The 17,124-nt window shown below is 64.9% G+C and carries 19 protein-coding genes; 17 read left to right on the top strand and 2 right to left on the bottom strand.

Translation table 11 applies throughout. From position 1 onward, the window contains the following. Window positions 1-47 precede the first annotated feature (47 nt). The 16 genes from soxX (at window position 48) to QX070_RS07545 (ending at window position 15,142) form a co-directional block, all read left to right on the top strand. Entirely contained in the window at window positions 48-491 is a 444-nt protein-coding gene (gene soxX, locus QX070_RS07470; RefSeq protein ID WP_315736271.1) for a sulfur oxidation c-type cytochrome SoxX, read from the top strand. Window positions 492-511: 20 nt separating this feature from the next. Then, window positions 512-964, top strand: coding sequence for a thiosulfate oxidation carrier protein SoxY (soxY, locus tag QX070_RS07475; RefSeq protein WP_315736272.1), 453 nt, complete (start codon window positions 512-514; stop codon window positions 962-964). A gap of 18 nt (window positions 965-982) precedes the next feature. Continuing rightward, window positions 983-1,309: a thiosulfate oxidation carrier complex protein SoxZ gene (gene soxZ, locus QX070_RS07480; protein ID WP_315718309.1), complete on the top strand. Its 327-nt coding sequence runs from the start codon at window positions 983-985 to the stop codon at window positions 1,307-1,309. A 33-nt stretch (window positions 1,310-1,342) separates the two neighbouring features. Continuing rightward, window positions 1,343-2,167, top strand: coding sequence for a sulfur oxidation c-type cytochrome SoxA (soxA, locus tag QX070_RS07485; protein WP_315736273.1), 825 nt, complete (start codon window positions 1,343-1,345; stop codon window positions 2,165-2,167). Window positions 2,168-2,191: 24 nt separating this feature from the next. Beyond that, window positions 2,192-3,886 carry a thiosulfohydrolase SoxB gene (soxB, locus tag QX070_RS07490; protein ID WP_315736274.1) on the top strand — a complete coding sequence of 565 codons (1,695 nt, stop codon included), beginning with the start codon at window positions 2,192-2,194 and terminating at the stop codon, window positions 3,884-3,886. Between the two features lie 5 nt (window positions 3,887-3,891). Further along, window positions 3,892-5,175: a sulfite dehydrogenase gene (soxC, locus tag QX070_RS07495; RefSeq protein WP_315736275.1), complete on the top strand. Its 1,284-nt coding sequence runs from the start codon at window positions 3,892-3,894 to the stop codon at window positions 5,173-5,175. After that, window positions 5,114-5,872 carry a cytochrome c gene (locus tag QX070_RS07500; RefSeq protein ID WP_315736276.1) on the top strand — a complete coding sequence of 253 codons (759 nt, stop codon included), beginning with the start codon at window positions 5,114-5,116 and terminating at the stop codon, window positions 5,870-5,872. Before soxC ends, QX070_RS07500 begins: the two co-directional genes overlap by 62 nt. A 26-nt stretch (window positions 5,873-5,898) precedes the next feature. Further along, complete coding sequence (locus QX070_RS07505) at window positions 5,899-6,333, top strand: hypothetical protein (RefSeq protein ID WP_315718331.1); 435 nt, start codon at window positions 5,899-5,901, stop codon at window positions 6,331-6,333. Window positions 6,334-6,344: 11 nt separating this feature from the next. After that, window positions 6,345-7,247 carry an alpha/beta hydrolase gene (locus QX070_RS07510; RefSeq protein WP_315736277.1) on the top strand — a complete coding sequence of 301 codons (903 nt, stop codon included), beginning with the start codon at window positions 6,345-6,347 and terminating at the stop codon, window positions 7,245-7,247. Between the two features lie 8 nt (window positions 7,248-7,255). Further along, complete coding sequence (locus QX070_RS07515; RefSeq protein ID WP_315736278.1) at window positions 7,256-7,696, top strand: DsrE family protein; 441 nt, start codon at window positions 7,256-7,258, stop codon at window positions 7,694-7,696. A gap of 68 nt (window positions 7,697-7,764) precedes the next feature. Further along, complete coding sequence (locus QX070_RS07520) at window positions 7,765-8,865, top strand: YeeE/YedE family protein (RefSeq protein WP_315736279.1); 1,101 nt, start codon at window positions 7,765-7,767, stop codon at window positions 8,863-8,865. A 418-nt stretch (window positions 8,866-9,283) separates the two neighbouring features. Next, on the top strand, window positions 9,284-10,972 hold the full coding sequence (locus QX070_RS07525) for a methyl-accepting chemotaxis protein (protein WP_315736280.1): 1,689 nt from the start codon (window positions 9,284-9,286) through the stop codon (window positions 10,970-10,972). Window positions 10,973-11,416: 444 nt separating this feature from the next. Next, entirely contained in the window at window positions 11,417-11,959 is a 543-nt protein-coding gene (locus QX070_RS07530; protein ID WP_315737030.1) for a YeeE/YedE thiosulfate transporter family protein, read from the top strand. A gap of 10 nt (window positions 11,960-11,969) precedes the next feature. Next, window positions 11,970-12,527: a YeeE/YedE thiosulfate transporter family protein gene (locus QX070_RS07535; protein WP_315736281.1), complete on the top strand. Its 558-nt coding sequence runs from the start codon at window positions 11,970-11,972 to the stop codon at window positions 12,525-12,527. Between the two features lie 48 nt (window positions 12,528-12,575). Further along, a complete protein-coding gene (locus QX070_RS07540) occupies window positions 12,576-12,917 on the top strand; it encodes a rhodanese-like domain-containing protein (RefSeq protein ID WP_315736282.1) in 342 nt (113 codons plus the stop codon). 257 nt (window positions 12,918-13,174) lie between these two features. Next, window positions 13,175-15,142 carry a methyl-accepting chemotaxis protein gene (locus QX070_RS07545; protein ID WP_315736283.1) on the top strand — a complete coding sequence of 656 codons (1,968 nt, stop codon included), beginning with the start codon at window positions 13,175-13,177 and terminating at the stop codon, window positions 15,140-15,142. A 158-nt stretch (window positions 15,143-15,300) separates the two neighbouring features. Here QX070_RS07545 and QX070_RS07550 read toward each other — a convergent pair whose 3' ends face one another. Then, window positions 15,301-16,140, bottom strand: coding sequence for an SDR family oxidoreductase (locus QX070_RS07550; protein ID WP_315736284.1), 840 nt, complete (start codon window positions 16,138-16,140; stop codon window positions 15,301-15,303). Window positions 16,141-16,291: 151 nt separating this feature from the next. On the opposite strand from QX070_RS07550, the gene QX070_RS07555 reads away from it, so the two are divergent. Continuing rightward, window positions 16,292-16,681 carry a response regulator gene (locus tag QX070_RS07555; protein ID WP_315736285.1) on the top strand — a complete coding sequence of 130 codons (390 nt, stop codon included), beginning with the start codon at window positions 16,292-16,294 and terminating at the stop codon, window positions 16,679-16,681. A gap of 135 nt (window positions 16,682-16,816) precedes the next feature. On the opposite strand, the gene QX070_RS07560 is transcribed toward QX070_RS07555, so the two are convergent. Then, window positions 16,817-17,014, bottom strand: coding sequence for a hypothetical protein (locus QX070_RS07560; protein ID WP_315736286.1), 198 nt, complete (start codon window positions 17,012-17,014; stop codon window positions 16,817-16,819). Window positions 17,015-17,124: the final 110 nt, after the last annotated feature.

Consider the following 17,124-nt stretch of genomic DNA (forward strand, 5'->3'; position numbering starts at 1 on the left):
CGCGTCTTCGTAAGGCGAGGGGACGCCTCGTCGGTCAGGGTGGAAACATGCGCCGTTTGATTCCGGCCGCCTTGCTCTGCGTGTTGCTGTCGGCAGCCGCGCGAGGTGACGAGCCGATCAGGCTCGATGTCATCGACTATGCCATTCCGAAATCGTTGACCGGCGCGCCCGGCAATGCCGATGCCGGCAAGAAGGTGTTCTTGACGCGGACGCTGGGCAATTGTCTCGCCTGTCATCAGGTGTCGTTGCTGAAGTCGGAGGAGTTTCACGGTGAGTTCGGTCCGTCGCTCGACGGCGTCGCGACCCGCTACAACACGGCGCAATTGCGCCTGATCGTCGCCGATCCCAAGCGCATCTTCACCGACACGGTGATGCCCGCCTTCTACAAGAACGACGGACTCAATCGCGTCAGGCCGGAGTTCGTCGGCAAACCCGTCCTCACCGCCGCGCAGGTCGAGGACGTCGTCGCCTTTCTCGAAACATTGAAATAACCGCCTCTGGAGGATGAAGCATGGGCGCAATCAACAGACGACAGGCGTTCCTTCTCGGCGGCGGTTTCGTCGCCCTGACGGTGCTGCCGATGGCCGCCAACGCCGAGCCGAGCAACGACGCGGCCGAGATGATCAAGAAGTTCACCGGCGGCAAGGAAGCGGCCAAGGGCAAGATCACGCTCGATCTGCCTGAGATCGCCGAGAACGGCAACACGGTGCCGCTCGCGCTCTCGGTCGAAAGCCCGATGACACCAGACAACTACGTCAAGGAAGTGCTGTTCGTGGCCGACGGCAATCCGAACGCCGGCGTCGCCACGCTGATGTTCACGCCGATGTCCGGCAAGGCCGAGGCGTCGATCCGTATCCGTCTGGCGCAGACCCAGAACGTGATCGCGGTCGCGAAGATGAGTGACGGCTCGCTCTTCACGGAGCGCAAGACCGTCAAGGTCACCATCGGCGGCTGCGGCGGCTGAGACAGGGGAGAGACGAACATGGCAGACAAGCCGCGCATCAAGCTTCCGAAGGAAGCCAAGAAGGGCGAGATCATCCAGATCAAGACGCTGGTCTCGCATCTGATGGAATCGGGTCAGCGCAAGGATGCGCAGGGTAAGCCGATCCCACGCAAGATCATCAACAAGTTCACCTGCGAGTTCAACGGCAAGCCGGTGTTCTCCTGCGCGCTGGAGCCGGCGATCTCCGCCAACCCGTACATCCAGTTCGACGCAAGGATCGACGAGGAAGGCACGTTCAAGTTCGCATGGACGGATGACGATGGCTCCGTGGTGACGGCCGAAGAGAAGATCGCGTTGAAGGCCTGATCGGCCGCGTGTGATCGCTAGGAGGAGTGACGGATGTCCATTCGCTACGGTTCTCTCGCCGTCCTGGCTTCGGCCGCGCTGGCCCTGTCGGCAGCCGCGACGTTCGGCCAGGAGGTCGAACGGAAGGGCATTCCGGCGCCTCCCGGTCACGTCTTCAAGACCATCATCTCGGGTTATCAGTTCCGCACCAAGGAAACGCGCGCGCTCCAGGATGACGACCTGGAGAATCCCGGCTTCCTCGCGGTGGAGCGGGCCGCCGACGTCTGGAAGACGGTCGACGGCAGCGAAGGCAAGTCGTGCATGAGCTGCCATGGCGAGGCGGAAAAGACCATGAAGGGCGTCGGCGCCGCCATGCCCAAATGGAGCGATAAGCTCAACAAGCCGGTCAATCTCGAGCAGCAGATCAACATCTGCCGTACCGAGCACATGAAGGCGCAGCCCTGGGCCTTCAAGTCGAAGGAACTGACGGACATGACGGCGTTCGTCCGCTACCAGTCGCGCGGCATGCCGGTGGCGGTGAAGACCGACGGTCCGATGTCGCCATGGTTCGAGAAGGGCAAGGAGATCTACTATACGCGGGTCGGGCAGCTCGATCTTGCCTGCGCGTCCTGCCACGAGAAGAACAACGGCAAGTTCATGCGCGCCGATTTCCTGAGCCAAGGCCAGACCAACGGCTTTCCGACCTACCGGCTGCGCGATCAGCGCCTGATCCCGCTGCATGAACGGTTCGAGGGCTGCATGTTCGACGTTCGCGGCGTGCCCTACAAGCCGCTGTCGGACGAGTTCCTCGCGCTCGAAGTCTACGTCGCCTGGCGCGGCATCGGGCTGCCCGTCGAGACACCGTCGGTCCGCAACTAGCCGCGGACACAAGGAAGATACATCATGATATCGCGTCGCGAATTCGTTCAGGTCGCATTGGCGGCGGCTGCCCTGACGGGTGGCTCCGGTCTTGCGGGTGCGACCCGCGCCTTTGCTCAGCAGAAGCTGACCGAGAAGGAGCTGCTGGCGTTCGATCCGGTCGGCAACGTCACCTTGGTTCATGTCACCGACATCCACGGCCAGCTGATGCCGCTGTATTTCCGCGAGCCGTCGACCAATCTCGGCGTCGGCGACGCCAAGGGCCAGCCGCCGCATGTCACCGGCAAGGATTTCCTCACCCGCTTCGGCATCGCGCCGGGCTCGTCGTCGGCCTATGCGCTGACCTCGGAGGATTTCGATGCGCTCGCCAAGACCTACGGGCGGATCGGCGGGCTCGACCGCGCCGCCACCGTCATCAAGGCCATCCGCGCCGAGCGCGGCGACAAGGTCGTGCTGCTCGATGGCGGTGATACTTGGCAGGGATCATGGTCGTCGCTGAAGACCCGCGGCCAGGACATGATCGACTGCATGGCGCTGCTGAAGCCGGATGCGATGACGGGGCATTGGGAGTTCACCTACGGCACCGAGCGCGTCAAGCAGGCGGTCGATGGTCTCGGCTTTCCGTTCCTCGGCCTCAACATCCGCGACACCGAATGGAACGAGCCGGCGTTCGAAGCCTCGACGATGATCGAGCGCGGCGGCGTCAAGATCGCGGTGCTCGGCCAGGCCTTCCCGTATACGCCGGTCGCCAATCCCCGCTGGATGATTCCGAACTGGTCGTTCGGCGTGCGCGAGGAGGATGTTCAGACCCAGGTCGACAAGGCGCGCAAGGACGGCGCCGGCCTCGTGGTGCTGCTGTCGCACAACGGCTTCGACGTCGACCGCAAGCTGGCGAGCCGCGTCAAGGGTCTCGACGTCATTCTCACGGGTCACACCCATGATGCGCTGCCTGAGGCCGTGAAGGTCGGCAAGACGCTGCTGATCGCGTCGGGCTCCTCCGGCAAGTTCGTCTCGCGGCTCGATCTCGACGTCAAGGACGGCGAGGTGAAGGGCTATTGCTACAAGCTGATTCCGCTGTTCTCCGACGTGATCACGCCGGATCCGGCGATGGCGGCCAAGATCGCCGAGGTGCGCAAGCCGTTTGCCGCCGATCTCGCCCGCCCGCTGGGACGGACCGAGACGCTGCTGTATCGCCGCGGCAATTTCAACGGCACGTTCGATGACCTCATCTGCCAGGCGCTGCTGCAGGAGCGCGATGCGGAGATCGCGCTGTCGCCGGGCTTCCGCTGGGGCACCAGCGTGATGCCGGGCCAGGACATCACCTTCGAGGACGTCACCAACGCCACCGCGATCACCTATCCGGCCGTCTATCGCATGGGCATGACCGGCACGCGGCTGAAGGAGATCATCGAGGACGTCGCCGACAACCTGTTCAACGTCGACCCCTACTACCAGCAGGGCGGCGACATGGTCCGCATCGGCGGCATGTCCTACGCCATCGACGTCAACAAGCCGCAGGGGCAGCGGATCTCCGACATGCGCCTGATCAAGACCGGGGCCGCGATCGATCCGACGCGCGAGTACCAGGTCGCGGGCTGGGCCAGCATCAACGAAGGCACGCAGGGGCCGCCGATCTGGGAGGTCGTGTCGAGCTATCTGCAGCGTCAGAAAACCGTTCGTCTCGAGCCCAACCGGGCCGTCAAAGTCTCCGGAGTGTGACGACGATGTCCAAGGACAAACTACTTCCCTCAGCCCCGCGCGCGTCGCGCCGTGGTTTCCTGACTGCAGCCGGCGGTCTTGCCGCCACGGCGCTGGCCTCGCAGGCGCGTGCCGGCGTCGGCAATCCCGCCAACCAGCCGCCGAACGTGCCGGAATGGACGCGGACCCTCGGCGAGGGCGTCGCTGTGCGCCCCTATGGCAAGCCGTCGAAGTTCGAGAAGGACGTCGTCCGCCGCGACGTCGAATGGCTGACGGCTTCGCGCGAATCCTCGGTCAGCTTCACGCCGCTGCATGAGCTCGAAGGCATCATCACGCCGAATGGGCTGTGCTTCGAACGCCATCACGGCGGCGTGGCCGACGTCGATCCGGCCGATCACCGGCTGATGATCCATGGCCTGGTCGAGCGACCGCTGCTGCTGACGCTCGACGAGCTCAAGCGCTACCCGCGCGTCAACCGCATCCACTTCATGGAATGCGCCGCCAATTCCGGCATGGAGTGGCGCGGTGCCCAGCTCAATGGCTGCCAGTTCACGCATGGCATGATCCACTGCGTGCAGTACACCGGCGTCTCGCTGCGCACGCTGCTGGAGGAGGCCGGCGTCAAGACCAACGGCAAATGGCTGTTGGTGGAGGGCGCCGACTCCGCGTCGATGGATCGCAGCCTGCCGATCGAGAAGGCGCTCGACGACTGCATCATTGCCTACAAGATGAATGGCGAGGCGCTGTATCCCGAGCAGGGCTATCCGATGCGCCTGGTGGTGCCGGGATGGCAGGGCAATCTCTGGGTCAAATGGCTGCGCCGCATCAAGGTCGGTGACCAGCCCTGGCATACCCGCGAGGAAACCTCGAAATACACGGACCTTTTGCCGAATGGCAAGGCGCGGCGCTTCACCTGGGCGATGGATGCCAAGTCGGTGATCACCAGCCCGAGCCCGCAGGCGCCGATCAAGCACGGCAAGGGCTTTACGATCGTCTCAGGGCTGGCGTGGTCGGGCAACGGCAAGGTCAGGCGCGTCGACGTCTCGCTCGATGGTGGCCGCAACTGGTGGCCGGCGCGGATCGACGGCCCGGTGCTCGACAAGGCGCTGACCCGGTTCTACTACGAGTTCGACTGGAACGGCGAGCCGCTGCTGCTGCAGTCGCGCGTCCAGGACGAGACCGGCTACGTCCAGCCGTCGAAGGCCGAGCTGCGCAAGGTCCGCGGCTACAACTCCATCTATCACAACAATGGCATCCAGACCTGGCACGTGCAGGCAAACGGTGAGGTCGAGAATGTCGAGGTCGCCTAAGCTCCTCATTGCCGCCGCGGCGCTGGCAACGCTTGCGGGCTCGGTGGCATTCGCCGGCGGTCCGAGCGAGAAGATCGAGGCCAAAACCGAGGCCAAGCCGCCGCAGCGCTTCAACATCGGCCGCGCGCCGAGCGCCGAGGAGATCCGCGGCTGGGACATCGACGTGCGTCCGGACGGGCAGGGGCTGCCAGTCGGCAAGGGCACCGTCGCCCAGGGCGAGAAGCTGTTCATGGACAATTGCGCCAGCTGCCATGGCGAATTCGGCGAGGGTGCCGGCCGCTGGCCGGTGCTCGCCGGCGGCAAGGGATCGCTGACATCAGATAATCCGGTCAAGACGGTCGGCTCCTACTGGCCCTACGCCTCGACGCTGTTCGACTACGTCCGCCACGCGATGCCGTTCGGCAGCCCGCAGTCGCTGAAGGTCGACGAGTACTACGCGCTGGTTGCCTATGTGCTCTATCTGAACGACGTGATCACCGATCAGAACTTCGAGTTGAGCAACAGCAATCTCGCCACGATCAAGATGCCGAACGAGGGCGGGTTCATCATGGATGACCGGAGCACGAGCGAGAAGGCGTTCTGGCAGAAGGATCCGTGCATGAAGAACTGCATCGCGCCGGTCAAGATCACCGGACGCGCGACAGCGGTCGACGTCACGCCGGAAGACAAGGACGGCAAGCCGCGAGGCGTCGAGTGAGGATTGCCGGATGCAGCCGCCGCCAGATGCTGTTGGCGGCCGCATCTGTCGCCCTGGCCGGAAGCGGGGTTGCGTCCATCGCCACTGCAGCCGAGCCACACAGGCTCGCGTTGCAGATCAGCGACGAGGATCCGGCCAAGATGCGCGCGGTGCTCGACGTCGCCGCGAATGTCTCCCGCCACTATTCGGGCGAGGGCGCGGAGGTCGAGATCGTGATCGTCGCCTTCAATGGCGGCCTCGACATGCTGCTGGCCGACCGCTCGCCGGTGAAGGAGCGGGTGCTCGGCTTCGCCAAGTCGATGCCCAATGTGAGCTTCATCGCCTGCGGCAACACCTTGGAGACGCTCGCGAGCAAGGAGGGACGGCAGCCGCCTCTGCTCGACGGTGTCACGGTCGTCAAGACCGGGGTCGCGACCCTGCTGGAGCTGTCCGAGAAGAACTGGACGATCGTGCGTCCCTGAAGGAATTTGCGATGCGGTGGTGGCTCGCTCTTGTCGTCTCGTTCATTGCGTCGATCGCCTTCGCGGCCGAGGAGCCGCGCGAGCTCACGATCGGCGGGCGTACGGCGCTCGGCACGCTGCGACTGCCGGCGCAGTCTGGACCGGATGTGCCGCTGGTGCTGATGACGCACGGCACGCTCGCGCACAAGGACATGGAGACCATCCAGGGCCTGTCCAAAGCGTTGGCCGAGCGGGGCATCGCCTCGCTCGCGCACAATCTCGTGCTCGGTCTCGATCGCCGCACCGGCATGTACGATTGCGCCAAACCCCATGACTATGTGACGGACGATGCTGTCGTGGAGATCGCCGCCTGGCTGAGCGAAGCGCGCAAGACCTCGTCGCACGTCTTCGTGCTCGGACATTCGCGCGGCGCCAATCAGCTCGCGCGCTATCTGGCCGCCAATCCCAAAGCGGCGGTCGACGGTGCGATCCTGCTGGCGCCGGCGACGGCGAGCATCGAGGCCGGTTTGAGAGACGCCTATGCGGAGAGCTACGGTCAGCGATTGGCGCCGCTGCTCGACAAGGCTGAGGCTGCGATCGCCGCCGGGCGCGGCGGCGATTGGATGTCGGTGCCGGGCTTCATCTATTGCCGCAATGCCAAGGTGACGGCGCGCGCATTCGCAGCATTCTATCGCGCCGACCGGCGCCAGGATACGGCGGCGCTGATCGCCGATGTGAGCCTGCCGGTTCTGGTGCTTGCGGCAGCGCAAGACAAGACGGTACCGGACGTGGCAGCGTCGTTCGCGACGCTGGCGTCACGCGCCGGCAGCCGTGTCCGATTGGAGACGATTGACGACGCAGATCACTTCTTTCGCGATCTCGCCGCCGAGGATGCCGCTGATCGCATCGCAGGATTCATTGCAGCCGCGCGTTAGGAGCCACCATGGAACGTCGATCTTTGATGCAAGCTGGTCTTGCCGGCCTGTTTGGAATCGTCGGTGTCAGCAGCGCACGCGCGGCGACGGAATCTCCGCGCCAGCGCGTCGCCTATCATCTCGCCGATCAGGACCGCGCTCTGTTCGTTCTCGGCAACCTCCAGAACCACGTCGATGGCACCGGAGGACCTGGACGCGCAGACATTCGCCTGGTGATCCACGGTCCGGGCTTGCGGGCCTTTCATGCGATTTCGGCCGACCAGACCATCTCGGCTCTGGCCGAGCGCCTCATGAAGGCCGGCGTCGGCTTCGAGGCCTGTGCCAACACCATGAAGGCGCAAGGCGTGAAGCTCGACGATCTCTTGCCAGGCTTCGCGGTGGCGGAGAAGGGCGGCGTCGTGCGCCTCACCGAGCTGCAGCAGAGTGGATACGCCTATCTGCGCCCGTGACGGGCGCATGCGTCCTTACCGATGCCGCCCGGCATGTTGAGCGGCAGGCCTGAACGACGGGAGCGCCCGTGCTCACCGCATTGATCGACCTTCTGGGTGAGGAGCTGGTGTCGCTGCTGTGCGGGCTCGCGGCCGGCGGCGCGTTCGGCTTCTTCGCCCAGCGCAGCCGCTTCTGCCTGCGGGCGGCCACAGTCGAGTTCGCGCGCGGGCAGGGCGGTCCGCGGCTGGCGGTGTGGCTCCTCACCTTCGCCTCGGCGCTGCTGGGCACCCAGGCACTGGTGGCGATGGGCCTGCTCGACGTCTCTGAAGCGCGCCAACTGGCGCAGCAGGGCAGCATTTCCGGCGCGATGATCGGCGGCACGCTGTTCGGCTGCGGCATGATCCTGGCGCGCGGCTGTGCCAGCCGTCTGCTGGTGCTCTCGGCCAACGGCAATCTGCGGGCGCTGCTGTCCGGCCTCGTCTTCGCGGTGACGGCGCAGTCGGCCTATCGCGGCCTGCTCGCGCCGGCGCGCGAGTGGCTCACCAATCTTTGGCTGGTCGACGGCGGACCGTCGCGCGACATCATGAGTCTGTTCGGCGGCGGCACGCCCGAGAAGCTCGGTTTCGGCATGCTGTGGTTCCTGGCCGGGCTCGCCGCCGTGTCGAAGTTTCAGGTCGGCCCGAAGATCCTGCGCGCGGCGGTCGCCGCGGGCGCGGCGGTCGCCGGGGGCTGGCTCCTCACCTATCAGCTCGGCCAGGCCTCGTTCTCGCCGGTGCCGCTGAAGAGCCTCACATTCAGCGGTCCTTCGGCGGAACTGCTGATGCAGGTGCTCGCCAGCACGCAGCTGAAGCCGGGCTTCGATCTCGGCATCATTCCGGGCGTGTTCATCGGCTCGTTCGTTGCGGCCGCGCTGGCGCGCGAACTCAATCTCGAAGGCTTCTCGGATGGCCGCGGCATGCGCCGCTACATGATCGGCGCCGTCCTGATGGGATTCGGCGCGATGCTGGCGGGCGGCTGCGCCGTTGGCGCCGGCGTAACCGGGGCATCGGTGTTTGCGCTCACAGCGTGGATCGTGCTCGGTGGAATGTGGTTGGGTGCGGCCGTCACCGATTTTGTCGTCGACCGCTGGTTGTTCGCCACCAAGCCGGCGCAGAGCCCGGTTCAGTCGCCCTCCGTCATGCCTTCATGAGACATCTTGCGGAAGCGAGCCTGCTTCTGCTGAGCGGCATTGAAAATGCAGCGTCAAAGAGCAGCATCCATCAATCTCCGGGACCTGTCTGTCACAGGCTCGTCGACGCCTGGCGTGTCGGCGCACTCCAAGCCTCTGATAGAACGTTGTCTGATCAGATCGGATCGAACCCGAAGACACGTGTCTTTGCGTCGTTCACGCAGGAGCGCAGATCGCGTAGTCCGCGGGTCGACCACAGGAGATGCGCGCCGAACCGGGCATTCGGACTATCACGCCCGAAAATTACGTTGGTAGATCACAGTCTCGAGATCCCGCCCGTTAACCAATTTGCGAAGGTCGAGTGTTACCGTCGCGAGGGGTACGGCGCAATCATGCGGCGGACCGATACGAATCGCCGGGACTACGAAAGGCACGCGAGATGTCGCAACTCTCCATTCGAGCAAAAATGGCGGCCGTCATTGCGCTGCTGCTGCTGGCGATGACCATCGTCGGATTGCTGGCCGTCCGCGGCATGCAGACAATCAACACGCATACCGAACAGATCGCCAAGAACTGGCTGCCGAGCGTGCGCGTGCTCGGCGAGTTGCGTTCGGCGATCAATCTCAATCGGGCGCAGCTCCGAGCCTACATGACGGCTGATACGACTGAGGAGAAGGACAATCTCGACCGCAACATGAAGGCAACGCTCGCCGTCATTGCGACGGCGCGCCGCTCCTATGAGGCGATGATCTCGTCTTCCGAGGAGCGCAGCCTGTTCGAGAGCTGGTCGCGGGGCTGGGAGCAATATGTCAAGGCTGCCGATGGTGTGCTCGAGGTGCTGCGCGCAGGGAACGGCAATGCGACCAAGCAGGCAAGCGATCTGTTCAACAAGACGGTCCGGGGCATCGCCAATCAGTCGGACGAATATCTTCGAAAGCTGATTGACCTCAACAATCGTGGCGCCGACGCCGAGACGAAGATCGCCGCGGATGGCTATGCCGAGGCATTTGCATTGATGTCGACGGTCATCGTCCTTGCCGTTCTCGCCGGCATCGGCGTCGGAAGCTGGTTCGTTCGCGACATTTCCCGGTGCATCGCTTCCATCATCAGGCCGATGCAGGCGCTCGGTGAGGGCAACCTGGCGACCGAGATCCCCTATCGCGGCCAGAAGACCGAAGTAGGCATGATGGCCGACGCCCTGGAGGTCTTCAAGACCGCCTTGATCGCGAAGAAGCAGGCCGACGATATCGCTTCGAAAGAGGCAGAGGTGAAACTGGAACGCAGCCGGCGGCTTGACGAGATCACTGGCCGCTTCGAGGCCGTGGTCGGCGAGATCGTCGACACCGTGTCCACGGCATCGAGCACATTGGAGGGTCACGCCGGCGGGCTCAGCAACACGGCGAGCCGCGCACAGAACCTGGCCACGTCCGTCACCGCGGCTTCCGAGGAAGCCTGCGCAAATGTGCAGTCGGTGGCATCTGCGACCGAGGAGCTCTCCGCGTCCGTCAACGAGATCAGCAGGCAAGTCCAGGATTCGGCCCAGATGGCCAATGAGGCGGTGGCGCAGGCCCGCAAGACCAATGAACAGGTCAGCGAGCTTTCGAAGTCCGCTGCCCGCATCGGCGACGTCGTCGAGCTGATCAATACGATTGCCGGACAGACCAACCTGCTCGCGCTGAATGCAACGATCGAGGCCGCGCGCGCCGGCGAAGCCGGCCGCGGATTTGCCGTGGTCGCATCCGAGGTCAAGGCGCTTGCCGAGCAGACGGCGAAGGCCACCGGCGAGATCGGCCAGCAGATCTCCGGCATCCAGTCCGCCACCCAGCAATCGGTCGGTGCGATCCGCGACATCAGCATCACCATCGAGAAACTGCAGGAGATTTCGTCGACGATCGCATCGGCCGTGGAGCAGCAGGGCGCTGCCACGCAGGAGATCTCGCGCAACGTCCAGCACGCGGCGGCGGGAACGCAGCAGGTCTCAGCCAACGTTGCGGATGTGCAGCGCGGCGCCGTCGATACCGGAACCGCGGCTTCCCAGGTTCTGTCCGCCGCGAAATCGCTGGCCGACGACAGTGCCAGACTGAGCATGGAAGTGAAGAAGTTCATCGCCGGCGTGAGAGCCGCCTAGGGTTCGTAGCGACTGAGAGCCGCGCAGATCCGATCTCGCCGCCATTTCGGCCGGCCCGCGGGGTGTGCTGACAGGTGCGCCGGCCACGCTGCCATCGCTTCTGCGGTGGCCTGCGAGCCTCATCTCGAGGATCTTTCGCGCGGCCGCGGCAAGCTGCGTGACCGAGTCGCCTGGTGACGATGGGCTTGCGAGGCCCGCGCGGACATGAACAGAGCGTGGGGTCGCGGCGGATCATGCTCCGCCGCGCTTGCTCGGGGCTGCCGTCCCCGAGTTCGTCAGTGCCGCTGTTTCCTCGCAGTCAGGCTGCCGCAGAGCCCCGCCTTTTCACCTCACCTGTCGGCATCGGCTGAATTATAATTGCAGAAATTCGAATATATGCATATAGTAACGTAAGTCGGTCGCGGCGCTGGGCCGCGTCAGCAGGGAGGACCCGTCGTGGCAATGATGAACGACGTCATGGTCAAGGATCTGGGCAAGTCCAAGCGCATCGACTGGCCGCCCTATCTGGTCGGCGCCGGCATCGGCGTCCTCAGCTGGGTGGCCTTTGCCGGGTTCGGCGACCCCCTCGGCGTCACGACGGCGTTTTCGCGCATCGCATCGCTGTTTGCCGCGCCGGTGATCGGATCCGACGCCGTCGCCGCCAACAGCTATTGGAGGTCCATGCCGTTGAAATGGGACTATGGCGTCTGGTTCCTGGTCGGCATTCCGTTCGGCGCATTCCTGTCGGCGATCATCTCCGGCACGTGGCGCCTCGAACTGGTACCGGAGGTCTGGAAGGAGCGCTTTGGCCCGTCTGTGGTCAAGCGCTTCGTGGCCGCGTTTCTCGGCGGCATCGTCATCATGTATGGCGCGCGTCTGGCCGGCGGTTGCACCAGCGGACACGGCATCTCCGGCGGTCTGCAATTGGCGCTGTCGAGCTGGCTGTTCCTCGCCGTGATGTTCGCGACGGGCCTTCTGGCGTCGCGCGTCATGTTCCGCAAAGCATAGGAGAATGGCCATGACGTCATTGATGAGCATCGCCGGCCCGCTGCTGATGGGCGCCGTGTTCGGCTATCTGCTGCAGCAGGGCAAGGTCACGAGCTGCAACGTGATCGAGAACCAGTTCCGGCTGCGCGACTTCACCGTGCTGAAGGTGATGGGCACGGCGATCTTGGTCGGCGGCATCGGAGTGCTGCTGCTGGTTGATACCGGCAACACCAAATATTACGTCAAGGACGCCAACATGCTCGCGGTCGCGCTCGGCGCGGCGCTGTTCGGCGTCGGCATGGTGGTCTACGGCTACTGCCCGGGCACCGCGCTCGGCGCCATCGCCAGCGGCAGCGTGCATGCCGCAGTCGGCGCTTTCGGCATGATTGTCGGCGCGATCCTCTATGCGCTGAGCTTCGACTGGGTGAAGGCTCACGTCCTGAATGTTTGGGCGCTCGGCAAGGTGCGGCTGCCCGACATCACCGGCGTGCCGGATGGCGTCTGGTTCGCCGCGCTCGCGATCGGCGCAGGTGCGTTCTTCTTCTGGGTCGAAGCGTCCGAGGCCAAGGCGAAGCGGACACAGGGGTAGGCGGAGTCGCCGAGTGCCCCCTATGTCAATCAGTGAGAGGTTCCTCCCATGCTATCAGGACTGTTCAGCAAGCTGACCGGATCGACCAGCGTGCCGGCGATCGAGCATGACGAGCTGGTGCGGGCGCATCAGCAGCGGAGCTGCGTCGTCGTCGACGTGCGCGAGCCGCATGAGTTCAAGGGCGGACACATTCCCGGCGCCGTCAATCACCCGCTGTCGCGTTTCGACCCGGGCGACCTCGTGCACGACAAGCCGGTGGTTCTGATCTGTCAGGCTGGCGGCCGCTCGGCCACCGCGCTGCGGCGCGCGCTGTCGGCGGGGCGGCAGGATATCCGCCACTATGCCGGCGGCATGAGCCGCTGGCGGGCGCGCGGCGGTCCTGTCGCCTGAACGCGCCCTGTCCGACAGATCCGACCTTCTGCTCTGTCAGGACGTTCCGAACGGATCTGTTCTGGTTGAGATGAAATGACCTGCAACCAGCGTGGGTTGCGGCAGGTTAAGAGTAAAGTGTGCGGCGGAAAGCTTCGATAGCCGTTCTCGCCCGCAGCAGCTAATTTGTTGTTGGTCCACTCCATTGGTTGACTCGTTCAGGAATAATTAGTTGCAACGCTGCAATACTCGAACACCGGTCGACGTTCGAGGATTGCATGTTGAAGCTTGTTGGCTTGAGAACCCGGATCACCCTTTCTCTGGTGATCGGCGCGGCCGCGACGGCCCTCTTCGTGCTGCTGGTCGCCATGTGGATCATCGGCGGCATCATCGACCGCGCCAATGAGCGCGAGCTCCACGCCCAATATGACGCCTTCAATTCGCGCCTGCAGCTGGAGTCGACCCGCGCGGAAGCCATGAGCGCGGTGGTCGCCAAGATCCCCGCCGTCCAGGACGCCATGGCGCAGAACGACCGCGACGCCTTGATGCGGCTGTTCGGCGCGGGCATGGCCAGCATGAAATCCGATTACGGTGTCGACCAGTTTCAGTTTCACACGCCGCCGGCGATGTCCTTCCTGCGCGTGCACCAGCCGGCCAAGTTCGGCGACGATCTGTCGGGCTTCCGCAAGACGGTGGTGGCCGCCAACACCGACCGCAAGCCGATCGTCGGGCTGGAGGGCGGCGTTGCCGGCCTCGGCCTCCGCGGCGTCGTACCGATCGTTTCCGCCGGCAAACATCTGGGCTCGGTCGAGTTCGGCCTGACCTTTGGCCAAAACTTCTTCGACGAGTTCAAGCGCAGCCGGAATGTCGACGTCGCGTTCCGCCTGGCTGGCGACAACGGCTTCAAGCTGTTCGCGACAACGATCGGGGAGACCTCCTTCTTCGCAAGCGGCGACTATCGGGAGGCATCGGCCGGCAGCTTCCTGTCGCGCCAAGGACAGCTCAAAGGCGTTCCGGTGGTCGCGCTGCTGGGCCCGATCAAGGATTTCTCCGGCAAGCCGATCGGCGCCGTCGAGATCATCATGGACAACAGCGAGTTCATCCAGGCTCGCAATCGCGCCGGGGCGTTGGCGATCGGGATGACGCTGGCCGGCCTCGTGCTGATCGCGCTCGCCGGGCTGTTGATCGCGCGCAGCATCTCCCGCCCGATCGTCCAGATGACGAGCGCCATGCGCGAGCTCGCCGATGGCAACCTGGACGTCAGCGTCCCGGCCGACTGGCGCAAGGACGAGGTTGGACAGATGGCGCGCGCCGTTTCGGTCTTCAGGGACAACGCCATCCGGATGAGGGATCTGCAGGCGGAGCAGGAGAAGGCCCAGGCTCGTGCCGAGGAGGACCGGCGCCGCATGCTGATGGAGGTGGCCGATGGCTTTGAGGCCAGCGTCCGCGGCGTTGTCGACGCAGTGTCGGCTGCGGCCATTGAAATGGAGGCGACCGCTCGTTCGATGTCGGTGACGATCGATCAATCGAAGCAGCAGGCCCTGACGGTGTCGCAGGCGTGCGGCTCCGCATCGGATAATGTCAACACCGTTGCCTCGGCGGCCGAAGAGCTGTCATCCTCGATGAACGAGATCAGCAAGACGCTCGAGCGTGCGTCGTCCGTGGTTCGCAAGGCCGCGGACGAAGGGCAGCAATCCAACGACAAGGTGCAGCGGCTCAACGTTGCCGCCAGCAAGATCAGCGAGGTCGTCGCACTCATCAACCAGATCGCCAGCCAGACCAATCTGCTGGCGCTGAATGCGACGATCGAGGCCGCGCGCGCCGGCGAGTCGGGCAGGGGATTCGCCGTCGTCGCCAGCGAGGTCAAGACGCTGGCGACCCAGACGGCCAAGGCGACCGAAGAGATTGGTGCTCAGATCGCCGCGGTTCAGGCCGAAACCGCCGCCGCGGTCCAGAGCATCGGTATGATCTGCACCACGATCCAGGAGGTCGACGAGATCTCGACCATCATCGCCTCATCGATCGCGCAACAGGACGCCGCGACCCGCGAGATCGCCGGCAATGTGAACGTCGTCGCCGGCAAGACCCAGGACGTCACGCGCAACATCGCGGGCGTCACGTCCGGGGTCGTGCAGACCGGCCACGCCGCCAACGAGGTGCTGTCGGCGGCCGGCGAGCTCGCGCAGCAGTCGACCCGGCTGCGCAGCGAGGTCAACCAGTTCCTGGCCCATATCAGAGCGGCCTGACCGGTCGTTGGGTGGCTGAAGTATCAAGCTCGCCGACACGCCCGTCGCCCCGGCCGTATCCGCCACGGGGGTGATTCCCGTGTCCGACCGGCATGAGCTGTGTCCTGGTGCCGTGGTCTCGAGAGCGCGAGGCGGGGCGGCGCCTCCTGTCCCGTGGCTCACGCCTGCTTCGCGGCCGCCTTCTCGAGCCGCTTCGCCATCACGCGCCAATAGGTGCCCGGCATGAACCGCTGCAGGAGATCCATGAAGCGCGCATCGCCGCCGATCAGGATGCGGGGCTCATTGCGCTCGACGCCCTCGATGATCCGCAACGCGGCGTCGCGCGGGCTGGTCCTGGCAAGCCGCTCGAACCGCTCGATGGCCTGCACGCGGCGCGCATTGTCGGTCATGCCCTGGCCGGCGCGGGCATTGCGCGCAATCGCCGTGGCGATGCCGCCGGGATGCACGACCGACAGCCGCACGGGACTGCCGGCGGCTGTGAGTTCGTGACGCAGGCTCTCGGAAAATCCCCGCACCGCGAACTTTGCCGCGGCGTAGGCCGATTGGCCGGGCGGAGCGATGATGCCGAAGATCGAGGACAGGTTGACGACATGCGCTTCGCGCTGGCGCGAAAGATGCGGCAGGAACGCGCGCGTGCCGTGCACGACGCCCCAGAAATTGATGTTGAACAGCCACTCCATCTCCGCCTGATCGATCTCGGCGAAGCTGCCGAACAGTGCCACGCCGGCATTGTTGACGACGATGTTGAGGCCGGGATGCGCGCGGGCCGCGTCCTCCGCGAACTGGTTGACTGCAGCGACGTCGCTGACGTCCAGCCGGTGCGTGGTCACCTTGCGGCCGCTCGCGGCGAGCTCGGCGGCGAGGCTTGCGAGGCCCGCCTCGTCGCGGTCGGCGAGCGCCAGATCGCAACCGCGCGCCGCCAGCTCCTGCGCCAGCGCACGGCCAATGCCGCTGGCTGCGCCTGTCACGGCGGCAGATGCGCCTCGAATGATCGTCATTGTCGCTTCACTCCCCTGATCGACCGGATCTACGTGCCTGTTCCAATTGCAGCTGGGTTTTCTGCCACTTTTTCTGATTGGAACCGAACCATCCGGCTGTTCAGCTTTTAACTCACATTACTTTACGAGCACACATTCGTGGAGGACCTGCATGGGACAGTCGCAACCTTTCCGTGCCACCGCACTGATCGTGGAAGACGATCTGGCGCAGCGCGAGATGATCACGCTGCTGCTCGAAGAGAGCGAGTACGACGTGATCGCGTGTGAGAGCGCGGAGGCCGCCGAACTCGTCCTGAACAAGCCGGGTCATCGCATCGTGCTGCTGATGACCGACGTCAATCTGGCGGGCCGCATGAACGGGGTCGAGCTTGCCCATCTCGCCAAGGCGCGTCACCCCCACATCAATGTGGTCGTCACTTCTGGCCGGCCGCTGTCGCAGCCGCTGCCGGGCGGCACGAAGTTCTGGAGCAAGCCGTGGGCGCCGCTCGATGTGCTGCGCGAGGCTGAGGTGACGCTCGAGCGCGCGCCCGATATCGGGTGAGGCCAAGGTCTTGCTCCGCCAGCGTCGCTCAAAGGGTGATGCGTGGCAAATGTCGACCGGTGGAGACGTGGGACCGGCTAGCGGCCGAGTCGACTGAGAGCCGGGTGGAAGCCGCGCTCCCACCCGGAAGTGCAACTACTTCTTCTTGGCAGCCTTCTTGGTCTTCTTCGCAGCTTTCTTGGTGGCCTTCGCGGCCTTCTTCGCCTTCTTCGCCATGGCATCCTCGTCAGGAGTTGATGGATTGCAACGCGACTTCGAGGCTTCGCTGGCGCACGCCAGCCATGCATCAGCCTCGGGTGTCGATCCCAGCAGATTCGCGAAGCTCTGCCTCACGCTGTCACCAGCACGGTTGCGCTTATCCACAGCTCGATGCATTCGCCGGCCAGTTGCGCCGTTGGCACGCAGGTCGTGACAAGGTTAGCGGATCGTAAAAGGTGTCTTCA

This window comes from Bradyrhizobium sp. SZCCHNR1093, assembly GCF_032381175.1.
In the GTDB taxonomy this organism is placed as follows: Bacteria; Pseudomonadota; Alphaproteobacteria; order Rhizobiales; family Xanthobacteraceae; genus Bradyrhizobium.

Coding starts and splice junctions, on each gene's coding strand:
- soxX (WP_315736271.1), top strand. CDS start 48: ATGCGCCGTTTGATTCCGGCCGCCTTGCTCTGCGTGTTGCTGTCGGCA.
- soxY (WP_315736272.1), top strand. CDS start 512: ATGGGCGCAATCAACAGACGACAGGCGTTCCTTCTCGGCGGCGGTTTC.
- soxZ (WP_315718309.1), top strand. CDS start 983: ATGGCAGACAAGCCGCGCATCAAGCTTCCGAAGGAAGCCAAGAAGGGC.
- soxA (WP_315736273.1), top strand. CDS start 1,343: ATGTCCATTCGCTACGGTTCTCTCGCCGTCCTGGCTTCGGCCGCGCTG.
- soxB (WP_315736274.1), top strand. CDS start 2,192: ATGATATCGCGTCGCGAATTCGTTCAGGTCGCATTGGCGGCGGCTGCC.
- soxC (WP_315736275.1), top strand. CDS start 3,892: ATGTCCAAGGACAAACTACTTCCCTCAGCCCCGCGCGCGTCGCGCCGT.
- QX070_RS07500 (WP_315736276.1), top strand. CDS start 5,114: ATGGCATCCAGACCTGGCACGTGCAGGCAAACGGTGAGGTCGAGAATG.
- QX070_RS07505 (WP_315718331.1), top strand. CDS start 5,899: ATGCTGTTGGCGGCCGCATCTGTCGCCCTGGCCGGAAGCGGGGTTGCG.
- QX070_RS07510 (WP_315736277.1), top strand. CDS start 6,345: ATGCGGTGGTGGCTCGCTCTTGTCGTCTCGTTCATTGCGTCGATCGCC.
- QX070_RS07515 (WP_315736278.1), top strand. CDS start 7,256: ATGGAACGTCGATCTTTGATGCAAGCTGGTCTTGCCGGCCTGTTTGGA.
- QX070_RS07525 (WP_315736280.1), top strand. CDS start 9,284: ATGTCGCAACTCTCCATTCGAGCAAAAATGGCGGCCGTCATTGCGCTG.
- QX070_RS07530 (WP_315737030.1), top strand. CDS start 11,417: ATGAACGACGTCATGGTCAAGGATCTGGGCAAGTCCAAGCGCATCGAC.
- QX070_RS07535 (WP_315736281.1), top strand. CDS start 11,970: ATGACGTCATTGATGAGCATCGCCGGCCCGCTGCTGATGGGCGCCGTG.
- QX070_RS07540 (WP_315736282.1), top strand. CDS start 12,576: ATGCTATCAGGACTGTTCAGCAAGCTGACCGGATCGACCAGCGTGCCG.
- QX070_RS07545 (WP_315736283.1), top strand. CDS start 13,175: ATGTTGAAGCTTGTTGGCTTGAGAACCCGGATCACCCTTTCTCTGGTG.
- QX070_RS07550 (WP_315736284.1), bottom strand. CDS start 16,140: ATGACGATCATTCGAGGCGCATCTGCCGCCGTGACAGGCGCAGCCAGC.
- QX070_RS07555 (WP_315736285.1), top strand. CDS start 16,292: ATGGGACAGTCGCAACCTTTCCGTGCCACCGCACTGATCGTGGAAGAC.